Consider the following 25,094-nt stretch of genomic DNA (forward strand, 5'->3'; position numbering starts at 1 on the left):
ACGTCATGCCGGCCGGACTCACTCGGAACGGCTGAGCTTGGCCTTGATGAAGCCCGCCACCAGGCTCAGTATCGCGCCGCCGACCCCGCCGCTGGCGATACCGCTGGCAATCGAACTCAGGTCGAGGTTGCCGACGTCTCCACCGAAACTGCCGTTGGTGATGACTGACAGCACCTGGCTGAGCACCACGCCACCAATGCCGCCCGCCAGTGAATTGAACCAGGGGCCGAGACTGTACTTGTCGGTGGCGGCGCCGGCGATATTGCCACCCACCGCACCGCTGACCAGCTGAATCAGGAGACTGATGAATTCCATGGATGAACCCTCCACAGTGTGAGTTGGAGGGCAACTGGCATCGAGCTACTGCTGGATCACTGCCGCCGTCGCCGAGCAGCCCTGTTATCCGGGTAACGACGGCTGACTGTTGCGGATGCTGCAAGTATAGGACAGTCGCGGAAAATCACGGCGCGGCGGCAACTTCCAGGTTTTTTGGGCGTGGCGCGCCGCTCAGCAGGCTCGACAGCACGATCGCGACGATGATCAGTACACCGCCAAGCAGCATGCGCGGGCTCGGGTTTTCGCCGAACAGCCACCACGCGGCGGCGATCCCGTACACCGGTTCCAGGGCGAAGACCACCGCGGCGGTGCGTGCCTTGATCACCGCCAGGCTGGCGACGAACAGGCTGTGGGCGACGGCGGTACAGAACACGCCGAGCAGGCCGAGCCACAGCCAGTCCAGCGCGCGGACCCCGGTGAGGTGAGGCGCCGCCCAGGGCAGCAGGCAGAAGGCGACCACCAGGTTCTGGCACAGCGCCGCCTGGACCGCGCTGACGCGCCCGGAGCCGGCCCGATTGTTCAGCGACAGCAGCGAGAACAGCAGCCCGGACAGCACGGCCCAGAGTAACCCGCTGGTGGCCTGGCTGGCGAGGTCGAACTCGGGGGTGACCAGCACCAGGCCGATGCTGACCAGCAGCACCAGGAGTATCTCGTTCAGGCGGATGCGCTCGCGGAAAATCACCCCTTCGAGAATCACGGTGAACGCCGGGAAACTGGCAAAGCCCAGGGTGGCGACGGCGACGCCGGCGACCTTCACCGCGAGGAAGAAACTGATCCAGTGCCCGGCCAGCAGCAGGCCGCTGACCAGCAGTCGGCCCCAGTCCCGCCCCGGCAGGCGCTGCCAGCCGTTGTTGCGGGCGAGGCGGGCGAACACCGCGAGGGCGAGCACGGCGAAGCCGGCGCGGCCAAAGACGATGAGGGTGGCGGAGGTGGTGGCGAGTTTGCCGAACACACCGGTCAGGCCGAACATCAGTGCGCCGATATGCAGGGCGCCGAGGGCGGAGCGGGGAGTCATGGCGATCCTTGAGAACGTTTGGGCACGAGCTGGCAGTCTAGGGCGCGGGGTATGGCGCCGTCTGTCGCGGGACTCGCGTCAGTTGTCGCCAGACTCGCGGCGCAAGGCTGTCGGCGAAGCGCCGAACTCGCGCAGGATGGCGGCGCAGAAGGCGCTCTGCGAGCTGTAGCCGACACGCGCGGCGATCTCGCCGACCGGCAGCGCGGACTCGCGCAACAGGCCGAGGGCGAGCCGTAGCCGCCGGGTGCGGATGTAATCCATCGGTGTCTGCCCGCACTCGGCCATGAACCGTGCATGCAACCGGGCGTTGGACAAGCCGGCGATGCGCGCCAGGTCGGCGACCTCCAGCGGGCGGGCGGCGTAGCGATCGATATGCGCGTCGAGGGCCGCCAGAGGCAGGCGCTTGTCGGCGATCACCACAGCCGGAGCGTTCAGGCTGGCCAACAGCAGCACCGCGCCCTGGCGGGCGATCAGCGGATCCTGCACCGGGCTGTTCGCCAGCCAGTCGACCAGGCGGCCCTGGCTGGCATTGAGCGCCAGCGAACCGGCCCGGTCGATCAGCCGTCGGCTGGCGTCGGCGTGTTCCCCCAGCGATTGCACCAGCCAGTGCTCGTCCGGCACGTCGAGTACCAGGCAGCGGCTGCCGTCCGGGCTGCCGCAGGTGTGATGGGCATCGTAGGGGACCACCGCGACGCTCTGCTGCACCACCCGGCTGCCGCGGCCCTCGATCTCGAAATCGAGCCGGCCGGACAGGCCGAACACCAGCTGGGCATGGGCGTGGCTGTGGACGATCAGTTCTTCGCTGTATTGGCGCAGGGTCAGGAACGGGCCCATGGCGGTCTCCTCGGCAGAGGTTCAGTCTACACCGGTTGGGCCGGTTCGGCGGCTGTCACAAGACTGTCGTTTGCCTGTCATGGTCAGTTCACTGCCCCGGTGCAAGCTCAGGAAAAATCCGGAGAATGCCCATGACCCGTGCGGAGCTCGCCAAACCCAGTCGCAAGCAGCGTGTGCGAACCCTGTGGATTTCCGATGTGCATCTCGGCACCCGGGATTGCCAGGCCGAGCATCTGTCGCAGTTTCTCAAGGGCTATCATGCCGACCGTATCTACCTGGTCGGCGATATCATCGACGGCTGGAAGATGCGGGGCGGCATGTACTGGCCCCAGGCGCACACCAACGTGATCCGCCGCCTGCTGACCATGAGCAAGCGCGGCACCGAGGTGGTCTACGTCACCGGCAACCATGACGAATTCCTGCGTCGCTACTCGAAGCTGATCCTCGGCAATATCCAGCTGGTGGACGAAGCCGTGCACGTGACCGCCGATGGCCGCAGGCTGCTGGTGATCCACGGCGACCAGTTCGATGTGATCACCCGTTACCACCGCTGGCTGGCGTTTCTCGGCGATTCGGCCTACGAGTTCACCCTGACCCTCAACCGCTGGCTGAACCATTGGCGGGCCCGCTACGGCTATGGCTACTGGTCGCTGTCGGCCTACCTGAAGCACAAGGTCAAGACCGCGGTGAATTTCATCAGCGACTTCGAGGAAGCCATCACCCACGAATGCGTGAAGCGTGGGCTCGATGGCGTGATCTGCGGCCATATCCACCATGCCGAAATCCGCCAGGTCGGCGACGTGGAGTACCTGAACTGCGGTGACTGGGTCGAATCCTGCACGGCACTGATCGAGCACTGGGACGGTACCATCGAGCTGTATCGGCTGGCCGATGCCCAGGCGAAAGAGGCCCAGCTCAGGCTGGACCTGCAGAAGGTCACTCAGCCTGGCTGAGCCCCCGACACCCTTTTTTCCCTAGAAAGGGACGCGCCCGAGCAGCATGTCTCGGTACATGACGAAATCGCCCAGCAGGCTGTAGAAAGGATGCTGAAAGGTTGCCGGGCGATTCTTCTCGAAGAAAAAGTGCCCGACCCAGGCGAACCCGTAGCCGGCCAGTGGCAGCAGGGGCAGGAGTGCCCAGGCACCGCGACCGATGATCAGCGCGAGAATGAAGATCACCAGGGTGGTCCCGACGAAATGCAGGCGGCGACAGGTGCTGTCGGCGTGCTCGTTCAGGTAGTACGGGTAAAACTCACTAAAGCTGTTGAATTTCCTGACGTTTTCCATTGAGTACTCTCCGTACTTCTTATTGGCGGCGTTGGGTCGCTCCTTGGGGAGCCTGTTTCAGTCTAGGCTATGTACGAAATCGCTTGAAACTTGGTTATGCGGCGTTAAAAACCGGCTCGGAATGCTCATTGACAACCAGTCAAGTCGGGCGCGACCCCGGGCGTTCCTCGCCGGTTTTTGCCTTGCCTAACCTGCGTTTCAAACAATTTCGTACACAGCCTAGATTTGTGTGGCGGTGACGACCAGTGACAATAGGCGCCACTTTAGTATCCTTGGGCCATCAGTCGTTGTATGCGGCACACCATGTAAAGAACAGGCCATGAGCGAGAGAACCACTTCTGCAAGCTGGGCGATGGGGATTGTCAAGGCGTTGGAAATGGACGGTCTGGATTGCCGGGCCCTCTTCCAGCAGTTGGGGCTCGATTACGCCGCACTGGAGGACCCCGATGCACGTTTCCCCCAGGACTCGATGACGCGCCTCTGGCAGCGTGCGGTGGCGCTTTCCGGCAACCCGGCGATCGGCCTGAACATGGGCAAGGTGGTACGTCCGGCGTCCTTCCATGTCGCCGGCTATGCGTTGATGTCCAGCCGGACCCTGGCCGAAGGGTTCATGCGCCTGGTGCGCTACCAGCGGATCATCGCCGAGAGTGCGGACCTGAGTTTTCGCCTGCTGCCTGAAGGTTATGCGCTGATCCTGACCGTCCACGGCGATCATCTGCCGCCAACCCGGCAGAGTGCCGAGGCCTCACTGGCCTGTGCGCTGTCGTTATGCAGGTGGCTGACCGGGCGAGCCCTGCAGCCGCGCAAGGTGCTGCTGCAGGGCTCGCAACCGGAGGATATCAACCCCTACCGCCAGGCGTTCCACGCGCCGCTGGTGTTCGATGCGCCCTATGATGCGCTGATTTTCGAGAAGGCCGACATGGAAGCGCCGTTACCGACGGCCAATGAGGCCATGGCCCAGTTGCACGATCGCTTCGCCGGTGAGTACCTGGCCCGTTTTTCCGAGAGCCGGGTGACCCACAAGGCACGGCAGGTGCTGTGCCGGTTGCTGCCCCAGGGCGAGCCCAAGCGCGAGATCGTCGCGCAGACCCTGCACCTGTCCCAGCGTACCCTGCAGCGGCGCCTGCAGGAGGAGGGCACGAGTTTCCAGACGCTGCTCGACGACACCCGCCGCGAGTTGGCCGAGCAGTACCTGGCGCAGCCGCGCATGACCCTGCTGGAGATTGCCTACCTGCTCGGCTTTGCCGACCCGAGCAATTTCTTCCGCGCCTTCCGTCGCTGGTTCGAGGTGACGCCCGGCGAGTACCGGGCGCGGCTGCAGGGTACGGTGGTGCCGATCAGTGACGCCAGAACGCCGGAATACACAGCACGAACACTGTGATGATCTCCAGGCGCCCCAGCAGCATGCCCACCGAGAGGATCCACTTGGCGCCATCCGGCAGGCTGGAGAAGTTGCCTGACGGGCCGATCACCTCGCCCAGGCCCGGGCCGACCCCGGACACGGTACTGGCGGCACCGGTCAGTGCGGTCATCCAGTCCAGGCCGATCAGCGACAGGGCCAGGGCAATGGCGCAGATGGTGATGGCGAAGAAGAAGGAAAAGGTCAGGATCGAGCGGACGATTTCCTCGTCGAGCCGGTGACCGTTGTACTTCTGCTTGATCACCGCCCGCGGGTGGATCAACTGGTTGAGGTTGGCCTTGAGCAGGATATAGGCGACCTGGAACCGGAAGATCTTGATCCCGCCTGCCGTCGACCCCGAGCAGCCGCCGATGAAACCCAGGTAGAAGAACAGCATCAGCGAGAAATTGCCCCACAGGCTGTAGTCGCCCAGGGCGAAGCCGGTGGTGGTGACCACCGAGGTCACGTTCAGCGCCACGTGGCGCAGGGCGTCGAGCCAGTGCAGGTCGGTGGTCCACCAGTACCAGGTGCCGAGGACCAGCCAGGTGACCAGCAGCAGCCCCAGCAAACCCTGGACCTGCTGATCCTTGATCAGGGCCTTGCGGTGCCCGCGCAGGGTCGCGACATAGAGGGTGAACGGCAGGCTGCCGAGAATCATCACCACCACTGCGACCCAGTGCACCGCCGGCTGGTGCCATTTGGCCAGGGATTGATCGGAGGTCGAGAAGCCGCCAGTGGAAATCGCCGACATCGAATGGTTGATCGCATCGAACAGGCTCATGCCGGCCCACCAGAAGGCCAGGGTGCCGAGGATGGTGATGCCGACATAGGCGGTGACGATCAGCCGGGCCACCATGTGCGAGCGCGGCATGACCTTCTGCGAGCGGTCCGAGGACTCGGTCTGGAACAGACGCATGCCGCCGATGCGCAGCAGCGGCAGGATCGCCACCGCCATGCCGATGAAGCCGATGCCGCCCAGCCAGTGCAGCAGCGAGCGCCAGATCAGGATGCCGGGGGACATGTCGTCCAGGCCGCTGAGCACCGTCGAGCCGGTGGCGGTGATGCCCGACATGCTTTCGAAGAAGGCGTCGGCATAGCTGGTGTGCAGGGTCAGCAGGAACGGCAGGGCGGCAAAGACGCACACCACCACCCAGCTCGACACCGTGAGCAGGTACATGTCCCGGGGACGCAGGTGCACCTGTTCCGGGCGCCCGGGGATCACCAGGGCCAGGCCGGCCACGAAGGTGAGGGTGCTGGCCCAGAGGAACGAGGGCAGGTCGCCGGTGCGGTCGAAAATCACCAGGGTCAGCATGGGCACGACCATGCTGATGGCGAGGGTGATCAGGAATATGCCGATGATGAAACCGATGATGCGCAGGGTCGGCAACGCCATGAAATGAGCTCTGGGCAGGGAAAGGCGGTCATTCTACCTGCGGACCTGTCCATGTAAACCGCCAGGGCCTGGGCAGATATGGCTAGAATAGCCGCACATTTTTCCTCAGGAGGTAGCCCATGGAGGCTCTCGACAATTTGCTCAACCGTGTTTCCGCACCGCGCCTGCTCGACCCGGCACCGACGGCGGCCCAGCGCGAAGTGCTGTTCCAGGCGGCCATGCGGGCGCCGGACCACGGCCAATTGCAGCCGTGGCGCTTCCTGACCGTGGAGGGCGCGGCACGTGAGCAGTTGGGCCAACTGCTGGCCGAAGCCGTGCAGGAAAAGGGGGGCGAGGTGACCCAGGCGGCGCTGGACAAGGCCCACGCGATGCCCCTGCGGGCACCGTTGGTGGTGGTCGTGGTGGCGCGCCTGCAGGAGCACTTCAAGGTACCGAAGTCCGAGCAACTGCTGGCTGCCGGCTGCGCGGCGCACGGCATCCTGCTGGCGGCGCACGCCCAGGGGATCGGCGCGGTCTGGCGCACCGGCGAGCTGTCCTACTCGCGGCATGTGGCCAAGGGCCTGGGCTTGAGCGATGACGAGGAAGTGATCGCGTTCCTCTACCTCGGCACGCCACAGAACGAACTGCGGGCCGCGCCCAAGGTCGACCTGACGCAATTCGTCAGCGCCTGGTCGGCCTGAGGCCTTCAGGCTCTTTCGCTGCAGGAGCCGGGCTTGCCCGCGAAAGGGCCGGCAAAAGCACCCCAAATCCCCCGGCCTTCGCCTCAGGCCGTTGCGGCTCCCGGCTCCAGCGGCAGGTCCAATGTGGCGATAAAACCGCCCTGCGGATGATTGGCCAGGGTCAGGCTGCCGCCGTGGCGTTCCGCCGCCCGCCGGGCAATCGCCAGGCCCAGGCCGTGACCCGCGGCGGTCTGGCCCGGGGCACGGAAGAACGGCTCACCCAACTGCGCCAGGTGCTCGGCTTCGACGCCGGGTCCGTGGTCACGCACGCTGATTTCGATCCGCTCGCCCTGGCGTCGGGCCAGAACCTCGATGGCCTGGCCGTCGGGATTGAAACGCTGGGCGTTGCGCAGCAGGTTGTCCACCGCCCGTTCGATCATGGTCGGCCAGCCTCGCAGGCTCAGCGCCTGCTCGGCCTGCAACTGCACCGGTTGCTGCGGGTTGCCGAGCAGGGTTTCCTGTTGCAGTTCCTGCAGCAGCTGATTGAGGTCGACCTGTTCGGCGCTGGCCTGGTCGGCATCGACACGGGCCAGGGCGAGAATTTCACTGATCAGCGCTTCCAGCCGATCGCACTCGCGGGTCAGGCGCGGCCACAGTCGCTCGCGTTCCTCGGGCGACGAGCGCTCCGCCAGGGCCAGGGCGATCTTCAGGCGCGCCAGTGGCGAGCGCAGTTCGTGGGAGACATCGCGCAGCAATTGCCGCTGGCTGCCGATCAGGCTCTGCAGCCGTGCCCCCATCAGGTTGAAGTCCTTGGCCAGCACGCCGAACTCGTCGCGACGCGAGGCCAGCCTGGCCAGGCTGTTCTGTTGGTAGGCGGTCTGGCCGAGGTCATGCACCGCGCCGCGCAGGCGACTGAGCGGGCGGGTGATCGACAGGGTCACCAGCAGGCTGAACAGGGTCAGCACCACCAGCGCGATCCCCAGGGCACTGAGTGGCCAGAGCAGGCTGCCGCGGTGCCAGGCATCCAGTTCCGGGTGCGGGATACGGTAGATCAGCAGGTAGGTGTCGCCGCTTTTCGGACTGGTGTACTCCACCGTCAGCCGGCGCCAGGGCAGGCGTCGATCATCGTTGTGCTGGCGGGCCTCGAAGGCGGCCGCGCGGCGCGGGAAGGTACCGCGTACCACCGGGTCGCCGCTTTCGTTGAGCACCTGGACGTCGATGTGGTACTGCTTCTTGCGTTGTTCGAGGATGTCCTGGGCGGCGTCCTCGCCCTGTTCTTCGTAGGTCTGGGTCCAGTCCTCGGCCAGGGTCGCCAGGCCCGGGTGGCGGCTGAGAATCCAGGCATCCTGGTTGAGCATGTGCCCGAGCAGAATCGACAACCCCGCAACAAGGGCAATGGCCAGCCAGAAGCTGGCCAGGATGCGCCAGAACAGTGAACGCACGGCAAGTCCTCAAATCAATCCGGTGGAAACAGGCAAAGCCCGGCGGCGTTGGCCGTCGGGCGGGTGGCCTGTGTGGCGGATTCGGATACTGGAATCAACCGTACAGGCCACTGTACAGCGGATTATTGCGCCTTTTGCGCGTGCTGTGCTTTCCAGGCCTTGAATTCGGCCCATTCGGCGCGGCGTTCGGCGCGTTTTTTCTGGATCTCGTCGAAGGTCTTCTGCTGGTCAGGCTTGAGCAGGGCGCGGATTTCCCCGTCGGTTTTCTGGCGGGCGGCGTCCAGCTCGCCCTGGAAGGCCGCCTGGTCGGCTGGCGAGAGCTTGGCCAGGTACTTCTCGGTGAGTTCCTTGCGAGCGTGCATCTGTTCGCCCATCAGCCTGCCGATGGCATGACGCTGTTCGCGGCTCAGGTCCAGTTGGCCGTAGGGGGCTTTCCAGTGAGGCTCGCCGCCATGAGGGCCACCAGGGCCGCCCAGCGGGCCACCACCTTCGGGCATGGCCATGGCAACGGTCGGCAGGGCAGCAGCGAACATCAGGGCGATAAGGGTCTTGCGCATGGTGTTTCTCCTTGTCTCGGTTCCGGTCGGTCCGGGTGAGTACAGATTAAGGAGATCAAGGTCAGCGGCAGTCAGCGGAGGGTAAAGCTTGGGTAAAGACGTTTTGTGGGGGAGCTGACATTGGAGGTGGATGGCCACCAAAGGCGGTCATCCACCCCTCGCATCAGGGTGCGTAGTAGTACCCGCGACTACGCAGCGCCACAATCCGCGGCCTTCCATCCGGATGCGGGCCGATCTTCTTGCGCAGGTTGCTGACATGCATGTCCAGGCTGCGATCGTAGAGAGTCAGCTTGCGACCGAGGGCGATCTGCGCCAGTTCCTGCTTGTCCAGCGGTTCGCCCGGCTGTTGCAGCAACGCTTCGAGCAGGCGGCTTTCGGAGACGGTGAGGGTAAAGTCCTGCTGATCGATGGTGACCACGCCGCGTACCGGGCTGAAACACAGGTCGCCCAGCTCCAATTGGCTCGGGGTTGCGGTCGGATGACTGCGGCGCAATACGGCGCGCAGGCGGGCGGTCAGTTCCCGTGGGTCGCAGGGCTTGGCCAGGTAGTCGTCGGCGCCCAGCTCCAGGCCGAGGATGCGGTCCAGCGGCTCGCCCCGGGCCGACAGCATCACTACCGGCAGTTCCGGATGATCGCTGCGCAACTGCTTGAGCAGTTCCAGGCCACTGCCATCGGGCAGCATCACGTCCAGCACCACCGCCGCCGGGGAACTGTCGGCCAGGGCCTTGCGGGCGCTGAGGCCGTCGTGGCAGGCACGTACCTGGAAGCCTTCCTGGCTCAGCCAACTGCTCAGGAGTTCGCACAGCTCCTGGTCATCGTCAATCAGTAACAGGTCGCTCATGAAGTTCTCGATAACAGATCGCCCTCGGGCGCTCTCAATTCAACCATTGCCGACGTTGTCGGCGTCCGCCACTGGCGAAGATACCGCAGAGCATGGCCAGGAGTGCAACTCCACCGCCGGTGATGAACCATTGCTGCTGGTCGGTCAGCAGGCGCGGAGCCGGGTTGGCCAGCGCTTCCTTGAGTTGCAGCTTGAGGCGTTGGTTCTCCTGGCGCAAGCGGCTCAGTTGGGGGCTTTCGCGTTCGGCATCGGCGCTGGACAGTTGCTTGCCCAGCTCTTCGCGCAAACGCTCGCTTTCCTTCAGGCGCTGCTGCAGATCGTTGATCTGGCTCGCGGCGCTCAGCGACAGCGGTACGGCGTTGCCCGCACTGCCTTCCTCGGCCAGGGCGGTCGCACCCAGCGACAACGTGATCAACAGCAGATACAACGGACCTTTACGCATCGGAAACTCCTGATTCCAATCGGTATTCAGGATGTTGTCGGCTGTCGGGCGGGAATAATGAGCGATTGCCTGCACGACACCCGGCCAGTGGGGGTCGTGCAGGCCGGTATCACGGCAGGGTCCGGCGGAACGGCTTGACCACGACGTTGTCGTAGACGCCGGCGGCAACGAACGGATCGGCCTCGGCCCAGGCCTGGGCCGCTGCCAGGGAGTCGAACTCGGCGACGATCAGGCTGCCGGTGAAGCCGGCGGCGCCCGGGTCGTTGCTGTCGATGGCCGGGTGCGGGCCGGCCAGGATCACGCGGCCTTCGGCATTGAGCTGCTGCAGCCGCTCAAGGTGCGCCGGGCGTGCCGCCAGGCGTTTTTCCAGGGAATTCTCGACGTCTGTGGCAATGATCGCGTAGAGCATGTCAGTCCTCGGTTTTGGGCGTAGTCGAATCGGCGTCGTGCAGGTGGCGGGACAGGTAGATGCCCTGGCCCACCAGGAACAGCAGGGTCATGCCCAGGCTGCCGAACACCTTGAAGTCGACCCAGTACTGCTGGAAGGTGAAGGCGACGAACAGGTTGGCGGCACCGCAGAACACGAAGAACACGATCCAGGCCAGGTTCAGGCGCAGCCAGATCGGTTCCGGCAGGCTCAGGGCGTGGCCCATGATGCGCTTGATCAGCAGGCGGTCGCCGATGAAATGACTGCCGGCGAAGGCCAGGGCGAACAGCCAGTTGACCACCGGGGCCTTCCACTTGAGGAAGGTTTCACTGTGGAAGGCCAGGGTCAGGCTGCCGAACACCAGGCAGGCGATCAGCGTCAGCCACTGGCTTTTCTCCAGCTTGCGCTGTTTGATGAACAGGGCACCGTAGACCACCAGCGAGCTGACGATCAGCACCGCCGTGGCGCTGTAGATGCCACCGACCGTCACGCTGTGGCCGGCGATGTCGATGAGGCGGGGTTCGATTTTGTAGACGATGAAGAACAGGAACAGCGGGATGAAATCGATGAATTGTTTCACAGTGGCAGCCAGAAGCAGGATGTAGCGGCATAATAACAAACATACTTGTCAGCGAAAGCGCCACCCAGAGGTTATTCAGTTCCCGTGGAAATCGACCTGCACTGCCATAGCACGGCCTCCGACGGCGCCCTGGCGCCAGCGGCTCTGGTTGCCCGTGCGCACGAGAGAGGCGTGCGGGTTCTGGCCCTGACCGACCACGACACCCTCGAAGGCCTGGCCGAGGCCCGCGAAGCGGCGCAGGCCCTGGGCATGCAACTGGTCAACGGGGTCGAGCTGTCCTGCACCTGGGGCGGAGCGACCATCCATGTGCTCGGCTACGGCTTCGATGAACAGGCGCCGCCGCTGGTCGAGGCGATTGCCCGCCTGCATGAGGGCCGTTGGCTGCGTTCCGAGGAGATCGCCCGCAAGCTGGCCCTCAAGGGCATGCCCGGTGCCCTGGAAGGCGCGCGGGCGATCCAGCAGGAGTTGGGTGACAGCGGCAACGCCCCGGCGCGCCCGCATTTCGCCGATTTCCTGGTGCGCGCCGGGTTCGTCAAGGACCGCGCCGAGGCCTTTCGCAAATGGCTGGGGGCCGGCAAGCTGGGCGACGTCAAGTTGCACTGGCCGTCCCTGGAGGACACCGTCGGGACCCTGCGCGCCGCCGGTGCCTGGGTCAGCCTGGCGCATCCCTGGCACTACGATTTCACCCGCAGCAAGCGTCGCAAGCTGATTGCCGACTATATTCAAGCGGGAGGCCAGGCAATCGAAGTGGTCAACGGGCACCAGCCGGCCGAGCAGGTCGGCAGCCTGGCGATCCTGGCCCGTGAATTCGGGCTGCTGGTCAGTGCCGGCAGCGACTTTCATGGCCCTGGAGGCTGGTCCGAGATCGGTGAGTACCGCCCGCTTCCCGACGATCTGCCGCCACTCTGGTGTCGGTTCAAACATGACCAGCCATCAACCGCACGCGTCTGAACAGGAAGACAACGTGAGTCAATTTTTCCAGATACATCCGGAAAATCCCCAGGCGCGCCTGATCAAGCAGGCGGTGGAAATCATCCGCAAGGGTGGGGTGGTGATCTACCCGACCGATTCGTCCTATGCGATTGGTTGCCAGATCGGCGACAAGAGCGCGGTCGAGCGCGTGCGCCGGCTGCGGCAACTGGATGACAAGCACAACTTTGCGCTGATCTGTGCCGACCTGTCGCAGCTCGGCCTGTTCGCCAAGGTCGACACCGGCCTGTTCCGCCTGCTCAAGGCGCACACACCGGGGCCCTACACGTTCATCCTGAACGCCACCCGGGAAGTCCCGCGGCTGTTGCTGCACCCGAAAAAGCGCACCATCGGCCTGCGCATTCCCAGCCACCCGATCGCCCTGGCGCTGCTGGCCGAACTGGGAGAGCCGCTGATGAGCGTGAGCCTGATCCTGCCGGACGCAAGCGAGCCGATGGTCGATCCCTACGAGATCCGCCAGGTGCTGGAGCACCAGGTCGACCTGATCATCGACGGCGGTTTTGGCGGCCTCAAGGCGTCCACCGTGATCAACCTGGCCGACGGTGATCCGCAGGTTGTGCGGGTTGGCTGCGGCGACCCGGCACCGTTCATGGTCGAGGCCTGAATGTCCGCCGTTGAAACTGTCGAGAGCCAGGCCGGAGCCCAGCAGGAACTGCCATTCGCCATGGTCTATGGCCAGGCGGTCATGGAAATGCCGGTGGACCTGTACATTCCGCCGGATGCCCTGGAAGTTTTCCTCGAAGCCTTCGAAGGCCCGCTGGACCTGCTGCTGTACCTGATCCGCAAGCAGAACATCGATATCCTCGACATTCCGGTGGCGGAAATCACCCGCCAATACATGGGCTACGTCGAACTGATGCAATCGGTGCGCCTGGAACTGGCCGCCGAGTACCTGGTGATGGCGGCCATGCTGGCCGAGATCAAGTCGCGCATGCTGCTGCCGCGTTCTGCCGAGGTCGAGGAGGAGGAAGAGGACCCGCGGGCCGAACTGATTCGCCGGCTGCAGGAGTACGAGCGCTTCAAGAATGCCGCCGAAGGTATCGATGGCCTGAGCCGGGTCGGCCGCGAGATCATCGTGCCGCAACTGGACGCCCCCGAGGCCCGTGCGCGCAAGCTGCTGCCGGATGTCGCCCTGGAAGAGGTGCTGATGTCCATGGCCGAAGTGTTACGCCGTGGCGACATGTTCGAAAGCCACCAGGTCACGCGTGAGCAGCTGTCGACCCGCGAGCGCATGAGCGATGTGCTCGAACGTCTCAAGGGTGGCGGCTTCGTGCCCTTCGTCGAGCTGTTCAGCGCCGAGGAGGGCAAGCTCGGCGTGGTCGTGACCTTCATGGCGATCCTCGAGCTGGTCAAGGAATCCCTGGTCGAGCTGGTGCAGAATGAGCCCTTTGCGGCGATCCATGTGCGTGCCCGCGCCGAATAACGAGCTTAATCAATGAACCTGACTGAACCCCGCGAGCTGGCCCCGCTGCTTGAAGCCTTCCTGTTGGCTTCGGGAAAGCCGCAATCGATGGAACGCCTGTACGAGTTGTTCGAGGAGGGCGAGCGCCCGGAACCGCCGGTTTTCAAGAAAGCCCTGACGATCCTCGCCAAGTCCTGCGAGGGCCGTGCCTTCGAGCTCAAGGAGGTGGCCTCCGGTTACCGCCTGCAGATTCGCGAGAAATTCGCGCCGTGGGTCGGTCGGCTCTGGGAGGAGCGTCCGCAGCGCTATTCGCGGGCGATGCTGGAAACCCTGGCGCTGATCGCCTATCGCCAGCCGATCACCCGTGGCGAGATCGAGGATGTAAGGGGCGTTGCGGTCAACAGTCAGATCGTCAAGACCCTGCTGGAGCGCGAGTGGATTCGCGTCGTCGGCTATCGCGAGGTGCCGGGCAAGCCGGCGATGTTCGCCACCACCAAGGCCTTTCTCGACTATTTCAACCTGAAGAACCTCGACGACCTGCCACCCTTGGCGGAACTGCGCGAGCTGGAACCGGACCCGGTGCTCGATTTCGACGACGCGCCGGTGCCCGAGGGGCTGCAGGCGCTGGCCGATGCCAGTGTCGATCCGGACGCGGAAGACGAGCCGAAGAAGGAGGAGACCAGCTTCCATACCCTGCTGCTGGAGCTGGACTCCATGGAGGAGGGGATCAAGACCGACTTCGACGACCTGCTCCGGGATGGCGAGGCTCCAGCGTCGACGGGGGCGTTTGCGGACGAGCCCGGTTTGTCGTCGCCTGGGGCCTTCGACCTGCCGGAGCGGGAGGAGGAGGCGGAGTCCGGGCTGGATGACGGGTTTGGGGCGGAGCCTGAATCGGAACCGGACGAAATCGAGGACGGGCCGGAGGAGGACCTGGTCGGTGCCGCCGAAGCCCGCGAGCGTCTGCTGGCTGCGGTCGCCGCGCTGGATGCCGGCAAGCCGGCGCCTGAACCGGCCACCGAACTGAGCGAAGAGGAAGCCGAGGCCCAGGCACTGGCCGAAGCCATCGAGAACGAACGGCGCCAGTGGGAGGATTGAGGTAACCTTGTGTGCGGGGGCCAAGTGTCTTTGGCTCGTCTGCGATGAGCGGTCGGATCGGCTGGTCACGCCATGGCGCCCGGGCATGCCAGGGCACCTGCATGCAGGCCGCCTTCGACGGTTCACGGGCAAGCCCGGCTACTACATGATGCGCAACGTCGAAGATCCGCGTATGATTCGCGGCCCTTCGACGAACCCGTTCGTCCACGACAGTTTTTTATCTCTATCAGGCCAGGCCTGAATCGACACACCGGGAGGTGCCCAGATGAGTGACAACGATCTGCAAGACCAGGACAGCCAACCCATCCGCCCCGCAGGCGAAAAACTGCAGAAGGTCCTCGCCCGTATCGGCGTGGGCTCGCGCCGTGACGTGGAAGGCTGGATCAGCCAGGGCCGGATCAAGGTCAATGGCAGCGAGGCCACCCTCGGCCAACGCGTCGACCTGCACGACGCCATCACCATCGATGGCAAGGTCATCAAGCGCGAAGAGGCCGCCGAGTCGGTGCGCCGGGTGATCATGTACAACAAGCCCGATGGCGAGATCTGCACCCGTGACGACCCGGAAGGCCGTCCGACCGTGTTCGACAAGCTGCCACGGCCGAAAGACGGGCGCTGGATCAACATCGGCCGCCTCGACATCAACACCACCGGCCTGCTGATGTTCACCACCGACGGTGAACTGGCCAACCGCCTGATGCACCCGTCCTACGAGATGGACCGCGAGTACGCGGTACGTGTGCGGGGTGAAGTCGACGACGAGATGATCGAGCGCCTCAAGGCTGGGGTCATGCTCGAGGACGGCCCGGCCAAGTTCACCGACATCCAGCAGGCGCCCGGTGGCGAAGGCTTCAACCACTGGTATCACTGCGTGGTGATGGAAGGCCGCAACCGTGAGGTCCGTCGCCTGTGGGAATCCCAGGGGCTGGTGGTCAGCCGCCTGAAGCGCGTGCGTTTCGGTCCGGTGTTCCTCAACTCCGACCTGCCGATGGGCCGCTGGCGCGAAATGAGCCAGTCCGAGGTCGATATCCTCAGTGCCGAAGTCGGCCTGACCCCGGTGGCGATGCCGCAACTGAACGCCAAGAGCAAGGACAAGCTGGAGCGCATGCAGCGCAAGTCCTCGCGTCCGATGGCCCGGAGCGAGCGTGTGCGGACCCTGCGTCCGGCGATCGGCGACGCTGCCGAGCGTCCGAGTCGCGAGCCGCAGATCGAAGGCGAGCGTCCGGCACGCAAGCCGTCCCGTCAGGATGGCGAGCGGGCTCCGCGGGCACCGCGCCCGGCTGGCCGTGGTCCGGCGAACCGGGGGACGCCGGTGGCCGAGCGCCCGGCGGACAGCAAGCGCCCGGGCAAGCCGGCGCCGAAGTCCAAGCGCCCGGGCATTGGCCTGGTGGACAACGGCACGCCTTCGGGCAAGCGGCGTGGTGCACCGGCCGGTTCCGGCCAGCGTCCCGGCTTCGGTCGGCGCAAGCCTGAATAAGCGCCAAGCGTCTTGAGAAAACGCCAATCGTCCGATTGGCGTTTTTTTTTTGCAGATTTTTTCGCTGCGCGAAGTGGAAAATTTTCGTTACACGTCGTCAGGAAAAATTGACGAGTTAGTCGGGAAAACCCCCTGAATTCATTGGCTTCGACGCCCTGTAAGGAATAGTTTCCGAGGCGCCGGGCGATCCTGGTTTTTGCCCTGGCAAGGCCTCTTGTCCGCCGCCAGCGGCGGCGGTGTGATATCCCCATACCTGCCGGTGGTGGTCTGGCGGTGTACAATGCGCGCCGTTTTAACTGTGACCCAACTGCGTACTCGCGCATTTTGTGCTGTCCGGTGGCTGCCTTGCGACGCCTCCGAAGCCAATACCCTCAAGGTTATCCGCCTTGTTCACTCCATCCTGTCACAAGCACGATGGGTTCGATTTCGTCACAGATAAAAACAAACAGGTGACGCATGACTTGTAGCAATCCTCGCAATCACTGCCCTCTGAATACCTGGCGTCCACGCCGCGGCCTGGTGTTTGTCCCCAGGGTTTCGTCTATCGCTTATCGCTGATACCTCGACGCCCACGAACATCATCCAACCTTGCGTGAGACCCTTTCCAATGAGTGGAACCCTTCCTCCTTCGGGCGAGCTGAAACGCGGCCTGAAAAATCGTCATATCCAGCTGATCGCCCTCGGTGGGGCCATTGGTACCGGTCTGTTCCTCGGTTCGGCCGGGGTGCTGAAGTCCGCCGGTCCGTCGATGATCCTCGGCTACGCGATCTGCGGCTTCATCGCCTTCATGATCATGCGCCAACTGGGCGAGATGATCGTCGAAGAGCCGGTCGCCGGCTCCTTCAGCCACTTCGCCCACAAGTACTGGGGCGGTTTCGCCGGATTCCTGTCGGGCTGGAACTGCTGGATCCTGTACATCCTGGTGGGCATGTCGGAGCTGACCGCGGTCGGCAAGTACATCCACTACTGGTGGCCGGACGTGCCGACCTGGGCGTCGGCGGCAGGCTTCTTCGTGCTGATCAACCTGATCAACCTGGCCAACGTGAAGGTCTTCGGTGAGGCCGAGTTCTGGTTCGCGATCATCAAGGTCGCGGCCATCGTCGGCATGATCGCCCTGGGCAGCTACCTGCTGGTCAGCGGTCACGGCGGCGAGCAGGCTGCGCTGAGCAACCTGTGGTCGCACGGCGGATTCTTCCCCAACGGCGTCAGCGGCCTGGTCATGGCCATGGCGATCATCATGTTCTCCTTCGGTGGCCTGGAGATGCTCGGGTTCACCGCGGCGGAAGCCGACAAGCCGAAGACCGTGATTCCCAAGGCCATCAACCAGGTGATCTACCGGATCCTGATTTTCTACATCGGTGCCCTGGTGGTGCTGCTGTCGCTGACGCCGTGGGACAGCCTGCTCACCACCCTCAACGCCTCTGGCGATGCCTACAGTGGCAGCCCGTTCGTCCAGGTGTTCTCGATGCTGGGCAGCAACACCGCGGCGCACATCCTCAATTTCGTGGTCCTGACTGCGGCACTGTCGGTGTACAACAGCGGTACCTACTGCAACAGCCGCATGTTGCTGGGCATGGCCGAGCAGGGCGACGCGCCGAAGCTGCTGGCCCGCATCGACAAGCGTGGGGTGCCGGTGTGGTCGATCCTCGCCTCGGCGCTGGTGACCTTCGTCGCGGTGCTGATGAACTACCTGATCCCGCAGCATGCGCTGGAGCTGTTGATGTCGCTGGTGGTCGCGACCCTGGTGATCAACTGGGCGATGATCAGCTACTCGCACTTCAAGTTCCGCCAGCACATGAATCGTACCCGGCAGGCGCCGCTGTTCAAGGCGCTGTGGTACCCGTACGGCAACTACATCTGTCTGGCGTTCGTGGTGTTCATCCTCGGTATCATGCTGATGATCCCGGGCATCCAGGTCTCGGTGTACGCGATTCCGGTGTGGCTGGTGTTCATGTGGGTCTGCTACGGCATCAAGAACCGTCGCGGTGCCCAGCAGGGCCTGCCGGTTGCAGGCTCCGCCGTGAAGTAGACGGCACCTGTCACCGACAAACCCGGCCCTGTGCCGGGTTTGTCATTTCTGTATCCTGAACGCTCTGATCGCGGACGTCTTTTCCATGCTGGTGATTTCCAACAACGTGCAACTGCCCGACCACGAGATCGAGTGGACGGCGATTCGTGCCCAGGGGGCCGGTGGGCAGAACGTCAACAAGGTCTCCAGCGCGGTGCACCTGCGTTTCGACATTCCGGCCTCGTCGCTGCCGCCGTTCTACAAGGAGCGCCTGCTGGCCCTGAGCGACAGCCGTATCACCGGCGACGGGGTGGTCGTGATCAAGGCCCAGCAATACCGGACCCAGGAGCAGAACCGCGCCGATGCCCTGTTGCGCCTGGTGGAGCTGATCCAGGGGGCGACGAAGGTGGAGAAGAAGCGCCGTCCGACCAAGCCGACCCTGGGCTCGAAAAAGCGCCGCCTGGACAGCAAGTCCCAGCGCGGGGCGATCAAGGCCGGGCGCGGCAAGGTGGACTACTGACGCTTAAAGCCTTTGGGGCGGCGGTGACTGTGCTGGCCCATTCGCGGGCAAGCCCGGCTCCTACAGAATGTGCGGTGTACACAAGACTTTTGGTTGCCGCATGTCCTGTAGGAGCCGGGCTTGCCCGCGAATGGGCCCACAAGCCTTGCACGGAACCCTGGCACCTCCCACGTCGGGCTCAGGCCTGGTCGCGCTGCTCGCGACGTTTAGGGGCCTGGCGATACAGGTAGAGGCTCAGGCCCAGGCCGGAAACCGAGGCCAGCGCGGCGAACAGGAAAATCGAGGCAAAGCCGAAGCCGGCGGCGATTGCGCCGACCAGCGGGCCGGTGATGCCCAGCGACAGGTCGATGAACAGCGAATAGGCGCCCACTGCCGCACCGCGGCTGGAGGCTGGTACCAGGTTGACCGCTTCCACGCCCAGCGCCGGAAACACCAGCGAGAAACCGAACCCGCTCAGCGCCGCGCCGGCCAGTGCCCAGTGGGCATCCGGCGCAACCCACAGCAGCAACAGGCCTAGGGTTTCCACCGACAGGCAGGCAATCGCCACGCGAAAGCCGCCGAGGCGGTTGATCAGGTTGCCGAACAGCAGCCGGGCGCCGATGAAGCTCGCGCCGAACAGGGTCAGGCACAGCACGGCGTTGCCCCAATGCCGGGTGGCGTAATACAGGGTGATGAAGGTTGCGATGGTGCCAAAGCCGATGGAGCCCAGTGCCAGCCCGGTGCCATGGGGCAGTACCCGACCGAGGACGTGCAGGAACGGCAGGCGCTCACCGGCGACGATCGGGGCCGCCTGCTTCGGCCAGGCCAGCAGCAGGCCGAGGCTCGCCAGCAGCAGGATGCTGACACCCATGCTCCACAGCCCCAACTGGTTGACCAGCCACACCCCCAGCGGCGCACCGACGGCGAGGGCGCCGTAGCTGGCGATGCCGTTCCAGGAAATCACCTTGGCGGTGTTCTGCGCGCCGACCCGGCCGATGCCCCAGCCGATGGAGCCGGAGCCGACCAGGCTCTCGGCGCTGCCGAGGATCAGCCGACCGATGAACAGGCTGGCCAGGCTCAGGGCCGGCACACCCTGGAGGAAGCTCGGCAGCAGCATGAACACCCCGCTCAGGCCGCAGCCGGCCAGGCCGTACATCACCGCGCGCTTGCTGCCCAGGTTGTCGATGATCCGGCTGGCGTAAGGGCGGCTGAGCAGCGTCGCCAGGTACTGCACGCTGATCACCAGGCCGGCGATAACCGCGCCGAAACCCAGCTCACTGTGGACGTAACCTGGCAGTACCGCCAGCGGGATGCCGATGTTCAGGTAACCGATGAAGGTGAACAGGACGATGGAAACGACTTGCAGCGTCACCGCGAGGGGGCGCTGGGAATCTGACGTGGGCAAAGGCTCACCATGGCAGCGAAGGGTAAAGATAGGCTGCTTATGATAACGAGGCTAAGAGAGTTGTAGGGCGTTAAATCGAAAAAAACGTCGGACAGGGCATCAGGATTGCGGCTGTGCCAGCAAGCGGGTGGTCACCAGTGCGGCCAGGGCATTTTCCTGGCTGCCGAAGCGGGCGAGCAGGGCGGCCTGCTTTTCCTCGGACAGGTTGTTCCACAGTGCGATCATCTGTTCGGCGGTGCCGATCAGCAGGTTGGCCTGGGTTTCGTCGAAGGTGTCGGTCACGGTGTGTTCCTGGAGGATGGGTTCTGCCTGGCCGTGTGAAAAAACATCAGCTGGTGGTTTTTCACACGGTCAGTTCTTACAGGCCTCAGTCCTTGCTGTCGGCCTTCAGGCTGTCGGCAGCCTCATGGGTTTCAGGCTGTTCGGCGCTGGCTTGTTGCGGGGTTTTCTGCTCAGTTTCGTGCAGGCTCGGGAAGGGGAAGTTGGGTATTTCGTGCATCTTCGTCACTCCTTGCAAAGTCTGTTTTTAAATCGCTGGGTAGATCCGCGCTTTTAAAAAGCCTGGGCAGGATACAGCACTGCAGGTGACAGAAAGATTTTTTATCTTTCATGCGGCTCGGCCATTCGTCGCCGGGGCATTGAACAAATGCTGCCCGCCAGTGCGCTCCCCCGGGTGGGGGAGCGCATGGGCTTACTTGCAGACGGCCGCGATCGCCTCGGCCAGTGCATCCAGGCGGGTCGCGTCGATGCCGGCGACGTTGGCCCGGCCGGAGCTGACCATGTAGATGCTGTACTCGTCACGCAGCCGCTGTACCTGGCTTGGCGACAGGCCGGTGTAGGAGAACATCCCGCGTTGCACACCGATATGGGCGAAGCGTTCCGCCAGGCCATGGGGCGTAAGTGCCTCGACCAGGCCGCTGCGCAGTTGGGCGATGCGCGCACGCATGGCTTCGACTTCCTCGGCCCAGAGCTGTCTCAACTGCGCATCGCCGAGGATGGTCAGCACCACCGCGGCGCCGTGATCCGGCGGGTTGGACCAGAGGTTGCGCGCCACCGCCGCCAATTGGCTGCGCACATCCAGCAGCTTCTCGGCATTGGCGGTGCAGACCAGCAGCGCGCCGGTACGTTCGCGATACAGGCCGAAGTTCTTCGAGCAGGAACTGGTGATCAGCACTTCCGGCAGTTCCCTGGCGAACAGGCGGACCGCCCAGGCATCCTCCTCGACGCCATCGCCAAAGCCCTGGTAGGCGAAGTCGATCAGTGGCAGCAGCTCGCGCCGGCGAACGACCTCCAGCACCCGCTGCCAGTCGGCATGGGACAGGTCGAAACCGGTCGGGTTGTGGCAGCAGGCGTGTAGCAGCACCACGTCGCCCTTGGGCGCCTGTTCCAGGGCCGCGAGCATGCCGTCGACATTCAGGCGGTTGTCCGCGCCGACGTAGGGGTAGTGGCTGATCTTCAGGCCGGCGGCGTTGAAGATGGTCTCGTGGATCGGCCAGGTCGGGTCGCTCAGCCAGATGCCGCGTCCCGGCAGGCACTGGGCGATGAAGTCCGCGCTCAGGCGCAGCGCGCCGGTGCCACCCGGGGTCTGGGTGGCACCGACCCGGCGCTCGGCGATCAGCGGCGAATCCGCGCCCATCACCAGTTCGCACAACAGGCTGCCGAAACGCAGGTCGCCATGGCCGCCGATATAGGACTTGGTCAGTTGCCCGTCCACCAGCTTCTGCTCGGCCAGCTTGACCGACTGCAGGATGGGCGTCAGGCCCTGGGCGTCCTTGTAGACGCCGACACCGAGATCGAACTTGTTCGGGTTCGGGTCCTGGGCATAAGCCTCCAGCAGACCGAGGATCGGGTCGCCGGGTACGCGCGCGATGGCGTTGAAATGCATTATTTAAGGCCCTCGGCGGTTTTGCCGACCTCGTCGGTGCGTGCCGCCATGATGAAATCGTTACGGTGCAGGCCCTTGATGGAGTGGCTCCACCAGGTCACGGTGACTTTGCCCCACTCGGTCAACAGGCCCGGATGATGGCCCTCGGCTTCGGAGATGGCGCCGACGGCATTGGTGAAGGCCAGCGCGAACTGGAAGTTCTTGAAGCGGTAGACCTTCTCCAACTGCATGATGCCGTCGCGAACTTCGATATTCCAGTCCGGAATCTGCCGCAGCAGTACCGGCAGTTCCTCGTCGCTGACCTGTGGGGCATCGGCGCGGCAGGCTTCGCAGTGGGCTTGGGTGAGGGTGGTCATGGTGTATTCCTGTCTGTCGTTCTTGTTCGTTGCACGCCCCTCGGCGATACCGGTCGGTGGCATCGGCGCGAGGGCTCTCGGGAGGTGGCCGAAGGTCGCCGGTCAAGCGGCCTTGGGCGGGAATTTAGGGGCCCGCAGGCCCAGTTGCATGGCTTGTTCGACCAGCCCCATGATGTCCTCGTGGGCCAGGTCGAACAAGCGCTTGAGGTCCGGCAGGGCGAAGTACACCGGCTGCAGGATATCGATGCGATAGGGGGTGCGCATGGCTTCCAGCGGGTCGAACGGCTGGTGTTCGGGTTCGCCGGACAGGCTGTAGACCGTCTCCTTGGGCGAGGAGAGGATGCCGCCGCCGTAGATGCGTCGGCCTTGCGGGGTATCGACCAGGCCGAATTCGATGGTCATCCAGTACAGCCGCGCCAGGTACACCCGTTGTTCCTTGGTGGCCTTGAGGCCGAGCTTGCCGTAGGTGTGGGTGAATTCGGCGAACCAGGGATTGGTCAGCAGCGGGCAGTGGCCGAAGATCTCGTGGAAGATGTCCGGTTCCTGCAGGTAGTCCAGCTCCTCTTCGGTGCGAATGAAGGTCGCTACCGGAAACTGCTTGTTGGCCAGCAGTTCGAAGAAGGTCTGGAAGGGAATCAGCGCCGGCACCCGGGCCACCTGCCAGCCGGTGGTCGCGGCCAGTACGGCGTTGATTTCGCCCAGTTGTGGAATCCGGTCATGGGGCAGGCCGAGCTTTTCGATACCGTCCAGGTATTCCTGGCAGGCACGACCCTCGATCACTTTCATCTGCCGGGTGATCAGGGTGTTCCACACCGCGTGCTCGGCGGCCGGGTAGTCGATAAACCCTTGCGCATCGGGCTCGCGAGCCACGTATTGCGTCTGCTTCATACAGCTCTCCTGCTAGAGGGATCGTTCTTGTTATGTCCAGCGTTGTGCCTAAGTGTTGATCCGCCATGGTCGCGAATGCACCGGGCTGGCGGGTATAGGAAGTGGCGCAGGCGGGCTTTTTCCGTAAAGTAATCGTTACAAATGTCGCGTTGTGCCCGGTGGTCGGCATTTTTCCTGGGTGGTTTTGTTGATCGGTGTCACGTAATCTTTACGAAAAACTGCGGCGCCACCCAAAAAGTTCTCGGATCGATCCCGCCAGACCCGTCTGGGTGGAGGTTTCGTTCCCGTCGAGCAGTCCTGATCACCTTCCCGGGCTTTTTTCATGCGTATCAAAGTGCACTGCCAGAACCGCATCGGCATCCTTCGCGACATCCTCAACCTGCTGGTGGATTACGGCATCAACGTGGCCCGGGGCGAGGTCGGCGGCGACCAGGGCAATGCGATCTACCTGCATTGTCCCAACCTGATCAATCTGCAGTTCCAGGCGCTGCGGCCGCGGTTCGAGACCATCGCCGGGGTCTTCGGCGTGAAACGGGTCGGGCTGATGCCCAGCGAGCGCCGGCACATGGAACTCAATGCCTTGCTGGGCGCGCTGGAGTTTCCGGTGTTGTCCATCGATATGGGCGGTTGCATCGTCGCGGCGAACCGGGCGGCGGCACAGTTGCTCGGGGTGCGGGTCGACGAGGTGCCGGGGATTGCCCTGTCCCGCTATGCGCCGGATTTCGACCTGCCGGAACTGGTGCGCAGCAACAAGTCGCGGATCAATGGCTTGCGGGTCAAGGTCAAGGGTGACGTGTTTCTGGCGGATATCGCCCCGTTGCAGCCCGAGCACGAGGACAGCGAAGCCATGGCCGGCGCGGTTTTGACGCTGCACCGGGCCGACCAGGTCGGCGAACGGATCTACAACGTGCGCAAGCAGGAGCTACGCGGGTTCGACAGCATCTTCCAGAGTTCACGGGTGATGGCGGCGGTGGTCCGCGAGGCCCGGCGCATGGCACCCCTGGATGCGCCGCTGCTGATCGAGGGCGAGACCGGCACCGGCAAGGAGTTGCTGGCGCGTGCCTGCCACCTGGCCAGTCCGCGTGGTCAGGCGCCCTTGATGGCGCTCAACTGTGCCGGCCTGCCGGAGTCTATGGCCGAGACCGAACTGTTCGGTTACGGTCCCGGCGCGTTCGAGGGGGCGCGGGCCGAGGGCAAGCTCGGCCTGCTGGAACTCACGGCGGGCGGTACGCTGTTTCTTGACGGTGTGGGGGAGATGAGCCCGCGGCTGCAGGCCAAGCTGCTGCGCTTTCTGCAGGATGGTGGCTTCCGTCGGGTCGGCAGCGACGAGGAGGTCTACCTCGACGTGCGGGTGATCTGCGCGACCCAGGTCGATCTGTCGGAGCTGTGCGCCCGCGGCGAGTTTCGCCAGGACCTGTATCACCGCCTCAATGTGCTGTCGCTGCATATTCCGCCGTTGCGCGAATGCCTGGATGGCCTGACGCCGCTGGTGGAGCATTTCCTTGACCAGGCCAGCCGGCAGATCGGTTGCCCGTTGCCGAAGCTGGCGCCGGCGGCGATGGAGCGGCTGAGCCATTACCACTGGCCGGGCAATGTCCGCCAACTGGAAAACGTGCTGTTCCAGGCGGTGTCGTTGTGCGATGGCGGCCTGGTCAAGGCCGAGCATATCCGCCTGCCGGACTACGGCGTTCGCCAGCCACTGGGGGATTTTTCCCTGGAGGGCGGGTTGGACGAGATCGTCGGGCGGTTCGAGAAGGCGGTGCTGGAACGGCTGTATTCGGAACATCCGAGCAGCCGGTCGCTGGGCAAGCGCCTGGGGGTTTCCCATACCACCATTGCCAACAAGCTCAAGGCCTACGAGGTGCTCAAGGAGGAGTAGCT

The 25,094-nt window shown here is 64.3% G+C and carries 28 protein-coding genes; 11 read left to right on the top strand and 17 right to left on the bottom strand.

What is annotated here, in order from left to right; translation table 11 throughout:
* Positions 1 to 18: 18 nt before the first annotated feature.
* From ACMGT0_RS09255 to ACMGT0_RS09265, 3 genes are all read right to left on the bottom strand, one after another.
* Positions 19 to 315: a hypothetical protein gene (locus ACMGT0_RS09255; protein WP_054061538.1), complete on the bottom strand. Its 297-nt coding sequence runs from the start codon at positions 313 to 315 to the stop codon at positions 19 to 21.
* A gap of 145 nt (positions 316 to 460) precedes the next feature.
* The gene (locus ACMGT0_RS09260) at positions 461 to 1,351 is read right to left on the bottom strand and encodes a DMT family transporter (RefSeq protein WP_416772316.1); all 891 of its coding nucleotides are present in this window, start codon (positions 1,349 to 1,351) and stop codon (positions 461 to 463) included.
* A 78-nt stretch (positions 1,352 to 1,429) separates the two neighbouring features.
* The gene (locus tag ACMGT0_RS09265; protein WP_273819325.1) at positions 1,430 to 2,185 is read right to left on the bottom strand and encodes an AraC family transcriptional regulator; all 756 of its coding nucleotides are present in this window, start codon (positions 2,183 to 2,185) and stop codon (positions 1,430 to 1,432) included.
* A 131-nt stretch (positions 2,186 to 2,316) separates the two neighbouring features.
* Here ACMGT0_RS09265 and ACMGT0_RS09270 point away from each other — a divergent pair, with 131 nt between their 5' ends.
* Positions 2,317 to 3,138 (top strand): UDP-2,3-diacylglucosamine diphosphatase, encoded by an 822-nt coding sequence (locus tag ACMGT0_RS09270; RefSeq protein ID WP_054061176.1) that lies wholly within the window; start codon positions 2,317 to 2,319, stop codon positions 3,136 to 3,138.
* Between the two features lie 21 nt (positions 3,139 to 3,159).
* On the opposite strand, the gene ACMGT0_RS09275 is transcribed toward ACMGT0_RS09270, so the two are convergent.
* Positions 3,160 to 3,471, bottom strand: a complete 312-nt coding sequence (locus ACMGT0_RS09275; RefSeq protein ID WP_054061177.1) for a DUF962 domain-containing protein — start codon at positions 3,469 to 3,471, stop codon at positions 3,160 to 3,162.
* Between the two features lie 319 nt (positions 3,472 to 3,790).
* Between ACMGT0_RS09275 and ACMGT0_RS09280 the strand changes: the two genes are divergently transcribed.
* Positions 3,791 to 4,852 (top strand): AraC family transcriptional regulator, encoded by a 1,062-nt coding sequence (locus tag ACMGT0_RS09280; protein ID WP_416772319.1) that lies wholly within the window; start codon positions 3,791 to 3,793, stop codon positions 4,850 to 4,852.
* Here ACMGT0_RS09280 and ACMGT0_RS09285 read toward each other — a convergent pair.
* Positions 4,809 to 6,263, bottom strand: coding sequence for a TrkH family potassium uptake protein (locus ACMGT0_RS09285; RefSeq protein ID WP_054061179.1), 1,455 nt, complete (start codon positions 6,261 to 6,263; stop codon positions 4,809 to 4,811). The genes ACMGT0_RS09280 and ACMGT0_RS09285 overlap by 44 nt on opposite strands.
* A 119-nt stretch (positions 6,264 to 6,382) precedes the next feature.
* Between ACMGT0_RS09285 and ACMGT0_RS09290 the strand changes: the two genes are divergently transcribed.
* Entirely contained in the window at positions 6,383 to 6,943 is a 561-nt protein-coding gene (locus tag ACMGT0_RS09290) for an NAD(P)H nitroreductase (protein ID WP_054064053.1), read from the top strand.
* 83 nt (positions 6,944 to 7,026) lie between these two features.
* Here the strand turns inward: ACMGT0_RS09290 and ACMGT0_RS09295 are convergent, their stop codons facing one another.
* The 6 genes from ACMGT0_RS09295 to ACMGT0_RS09320 form a co-directional block, all read right to left on the bottom strand.
* The gene (locus tag ACMGT0_RS09295; protein WP_054064054.1) at positions 7,027 to 8,364 is read right to left on the bottom strand and encodes a sensor histidine kinase; all 1,338 of its coding nucleotides are present in this window, start codon (positions 8,362 to 8,364) and stop codon (positions 7,027 to 7,029) included.
* Between the two features lie 122 nt (positions 8,365 to 8,486).
* Positions 8,487 to 8,921 carry an LTXXQ domain protein gene (locus ACMGT0_RS09300; protein WP_054057599.1) on the bottom strand — a complete coding sequence of 145 codons (435 nt, stop codon included), beginning with the start codon at positions 8,919 to 8,921 and terminating at the stop codon, positions 8,487 to 8,489.
* A gap of 163 nt (positions 8,922 to 9,084) precedes the next feature.
* Positions 9,085 to 9,762 (bottom strand): response regulator transcription factor, encoded by a 678-nt coding sequence (locus ACMGT0_RS09305; RefSeq protein WP_054057598.1) that lies wholly within the window; start codon positions 9,760 to 9,762, stop codon positions 9,085 to 9,087.
* A 34-nt stretch (positions 9,763 to 9,796) separates the two neighbouring features.
* On the bottom strand, positions 9,797 to 10,204 hold the full coding sequence (locus tag ACMGT0_RS09310; protein WP_416772322.1) for a translation initiation factor 2: 408 nt from the start codon (positions 10,202 to 10,204) through the stop codon (positions 9,797 to 9,799).
* Positions 10,205 to 10,313: 109 nt separating this feature from the next.
* The gene (locus tag ACMGT0_RS09315; RefSeq protein WP_054057596.1) at positions 10,314 to 10,613 is read right to left on the bottom strand and encodes a YciI family protein; all 300 of its coding nucleotides are present in this window, start codon (positions 10,611 to 10,613) and stop codon (positions 10,314 to 10,316) included.
* 1 nt (position 10,614) lies between these two features.
* Complete coding sequence (locus tag ACMGT0_RS09320; protein WP_054057595.1) at positions 10,615 to 11,211, bottom strand: septation protein A; 597 nt, start codon at positions 11,209 to 11,211, stop codon at positions 10,615 to 10,617.
* An 84-nt stretch (positions 11,212 to 11,295) separates the two neighbouring features.
* Here ACMGT0_RS09320 and ACMGT0_RS09325 point away from each other — a divergent pair, with 84 nt between their 5' ends.
* From ACMGT0_RS09325 to arfB, 7 genes are all read left to right on the top strand, one after another.
* A complete protein-coding gene (locus ACMGT0_RS09325) occupies positions 11,296 to 12,162 on the top strand; it encodes a PHP domain-containing protein (RefSeq protein ID WP_054064055.1) in 867 nt (288 codons plus the stop codon).
* A gap of 13 nt (positions 12,163 to 12,175) precedes the next feature.
* Positions 12,176 to 12,805, top strand: coding sequence for an L-threonylcarbamoyladenylate synthase (locus ACMGT0_RS09330; protein WP_054057593.1), 630 nt, complete (start codon positions 12,176 to 12,178; stop codon positions 12,803 to 12,805).
* Between the two features lie 120 nt (positions 12,806 to 12,925).
* Positions 12,926 to 13,624 (top strand): segregation and condensation protein A, encoded by a 699-nt coding sequence (locus ACMGT0_RS09335; protein WP_192842678.1) that lies wholly within the window; start codon positions 12,926 to 12,928, stop codon positions 13,622 to 13,624.
* A 12-nt stretch (positions 13,625 to 13,636) separates the two neighbouring features.
* A complete protein-coding gene (gene scpB, locus ACMGT0_RS09340; protein WP_054064057.1) occupies positions 13,637 to 14,698 on the top strand; it encodes an SMC-Scp complex subunit ScpB in 1,062 nt (353 codons plus the stop codon).
* Between the two features lie 265 nt (positions 14,699 to 14,963).
* Positions 14,964 to 16,172 carry a 23S rRNA pseudouridine(2605) synthase RluB gene (gene rluB, locus ACMGT0_RS09345; RefSeq protein WP_054064058.1) on the top strand — a complete coding sequence of 403 codons (1,209 nt, stop codon included), beginning with the start codon at positions 14,964 to 14,966 and terminating at the stop codon, positions 16,170 to 16,172.
* Between the two features lie 607 nt (positions 16,173 to 16,779).
* Positions 16,780 to 18,201: an amino acid permease gene (locus ACMGT0_RS09350; protein ID WP_054061195.1), complete on the top strand. Its 1,422-nt coding sequence runs from the start codon at positions 16,780 to 16,782 to the stop codon at positions 18,199 to 18,201.
* 85 nt (positions 18,202 to 18,286) lie between these two features.
* Positions 18,287 to 18,700 (top strand): alternative ribosome rescue aminoacyl-tRNA hydrolase ArfB, encoded by a 414-nt coding sequence (gene arfB / locus ACMGT0_RS09355; protein ID WP_416772326.1) that lies wholly within the window; start codon positions 18,287 to 18,289, stop codon positions 18,698 to 18,700.
* A gap of 178 nt (positions 18,701 to 18,878) precedes the next feature.
* Here arfB and ACMGT0_RS09360 read toward each other — a convergent pair whose 3' ends face one another.
* From ACMGT0_RS09360 to phhA, 6 genes are all read right to left on the bottom strand, one after another.
* Positions 18,879 to 20,084 carry an MFS transporter gene (locus ACMGT0_RS09360; protein WP_081006113.1) on the bottom strand — a complete coding sequence of 402 codons (1,206 nt, stop codon included), beginning with the start codon at positions 20,082 to 20,084 and terminating at the stop codon, positions 18,879 to 18,881.
* A gap of 99 nt (positions 20,085 to 20,183) precedes the next feature.
* Positions 20,184 to 20,366: a hypothetical protein gene (locus ACMGT0_RS09365; protein ID WP_054061197.1), complete on the bottom strand. Its 183-nt coding sequence runs from the start codon at positions 20,364 to 20,366 to the stop codon at positions 20,184 to 20,186.
* Between the two features lie 85 nt (positions 20,367 to 20,451).
* A complete protein-coding gene (locus ACMGT0_RS09370; RefSeq protein ID WP_275044058.1) occupies positions 20,452 to 20,583 on the bottom strand; it encodes a hypothetical protein in 132 nt (43 codons plus the stop codon).
* A gap of 192 nt (positions 20,584 to 20,775) precedes the next feature.
* Positions 20,776 to 21,969 carry an amino acid aminotransferase gene (locus ACMGT0_RS09375; protein ID WP_054064059.1) on the bottom strand — a complete coding sequence of 398 codons (1,194 nt, stop codon included), beginning with the start codon at positions 21,967 to 21,969 and terminating at the stop codon, positions 20,776 to 20,778.
* A complete protein-coding gene (locus ACMGT0_RS09380; protein ID WP_017903286.1) occupies positions 21,969 to 22,325 on the bottom strand; it encodes a 4a-hydroxytetrahydrobiopterin dehydratase in 357 nt (118 codons plus the stop codon). Before ACMGT0_RS09380 ends, ACMGT0_RS09375 begins: the two co-directional genes overlap by 1 nt.
* Positions 22,326 to 22,427: 102 nt before the next feature.
* Positions 22,428 to 23,213: a phenylalanine 4-monooxygenase gene (phhA, locus tag ACMGT0_RS09385; RefSeq protein ID WP_054061200.1), complete on the bottom strand. Its 786-nt coding sequence runs from the start codon at positions 23,211 to 23,213 to the stop codon at positions 22,428 to 22,430.
* 322 nt (positions 23,214 to 23,535) lie between these two features.
* On the opposite strand from phhA, the gene ACMGT0_RS09390 reads away from it, so the two are divergent.
* Positions 23,536 to 25,092, top strand: a complete 1,557-nt coding sequence (locus tag ACMGT0_RS09390) for a sigma-54-dependent transcriptional regulator (RefSeq protein WP_054061201.1) — start codon at positions 23,536 to 23,538, stop codon at positions 25,090 to 25,092.
* Positions 25,093 to 25,094: the final 2 nt, after the last annotated feature.

This window comes from Pseudomonas sp. RHF3.3-3 (assembly GCF_048069595.1).
Classification (GTDB): Bacteria; Pseudomonadota; Gammaproteobacteria; order Pseudomonadales; family Pseudomonadaceae; genus Aquipseudomonas; species Aquipseudomonas fuscovaginae_B.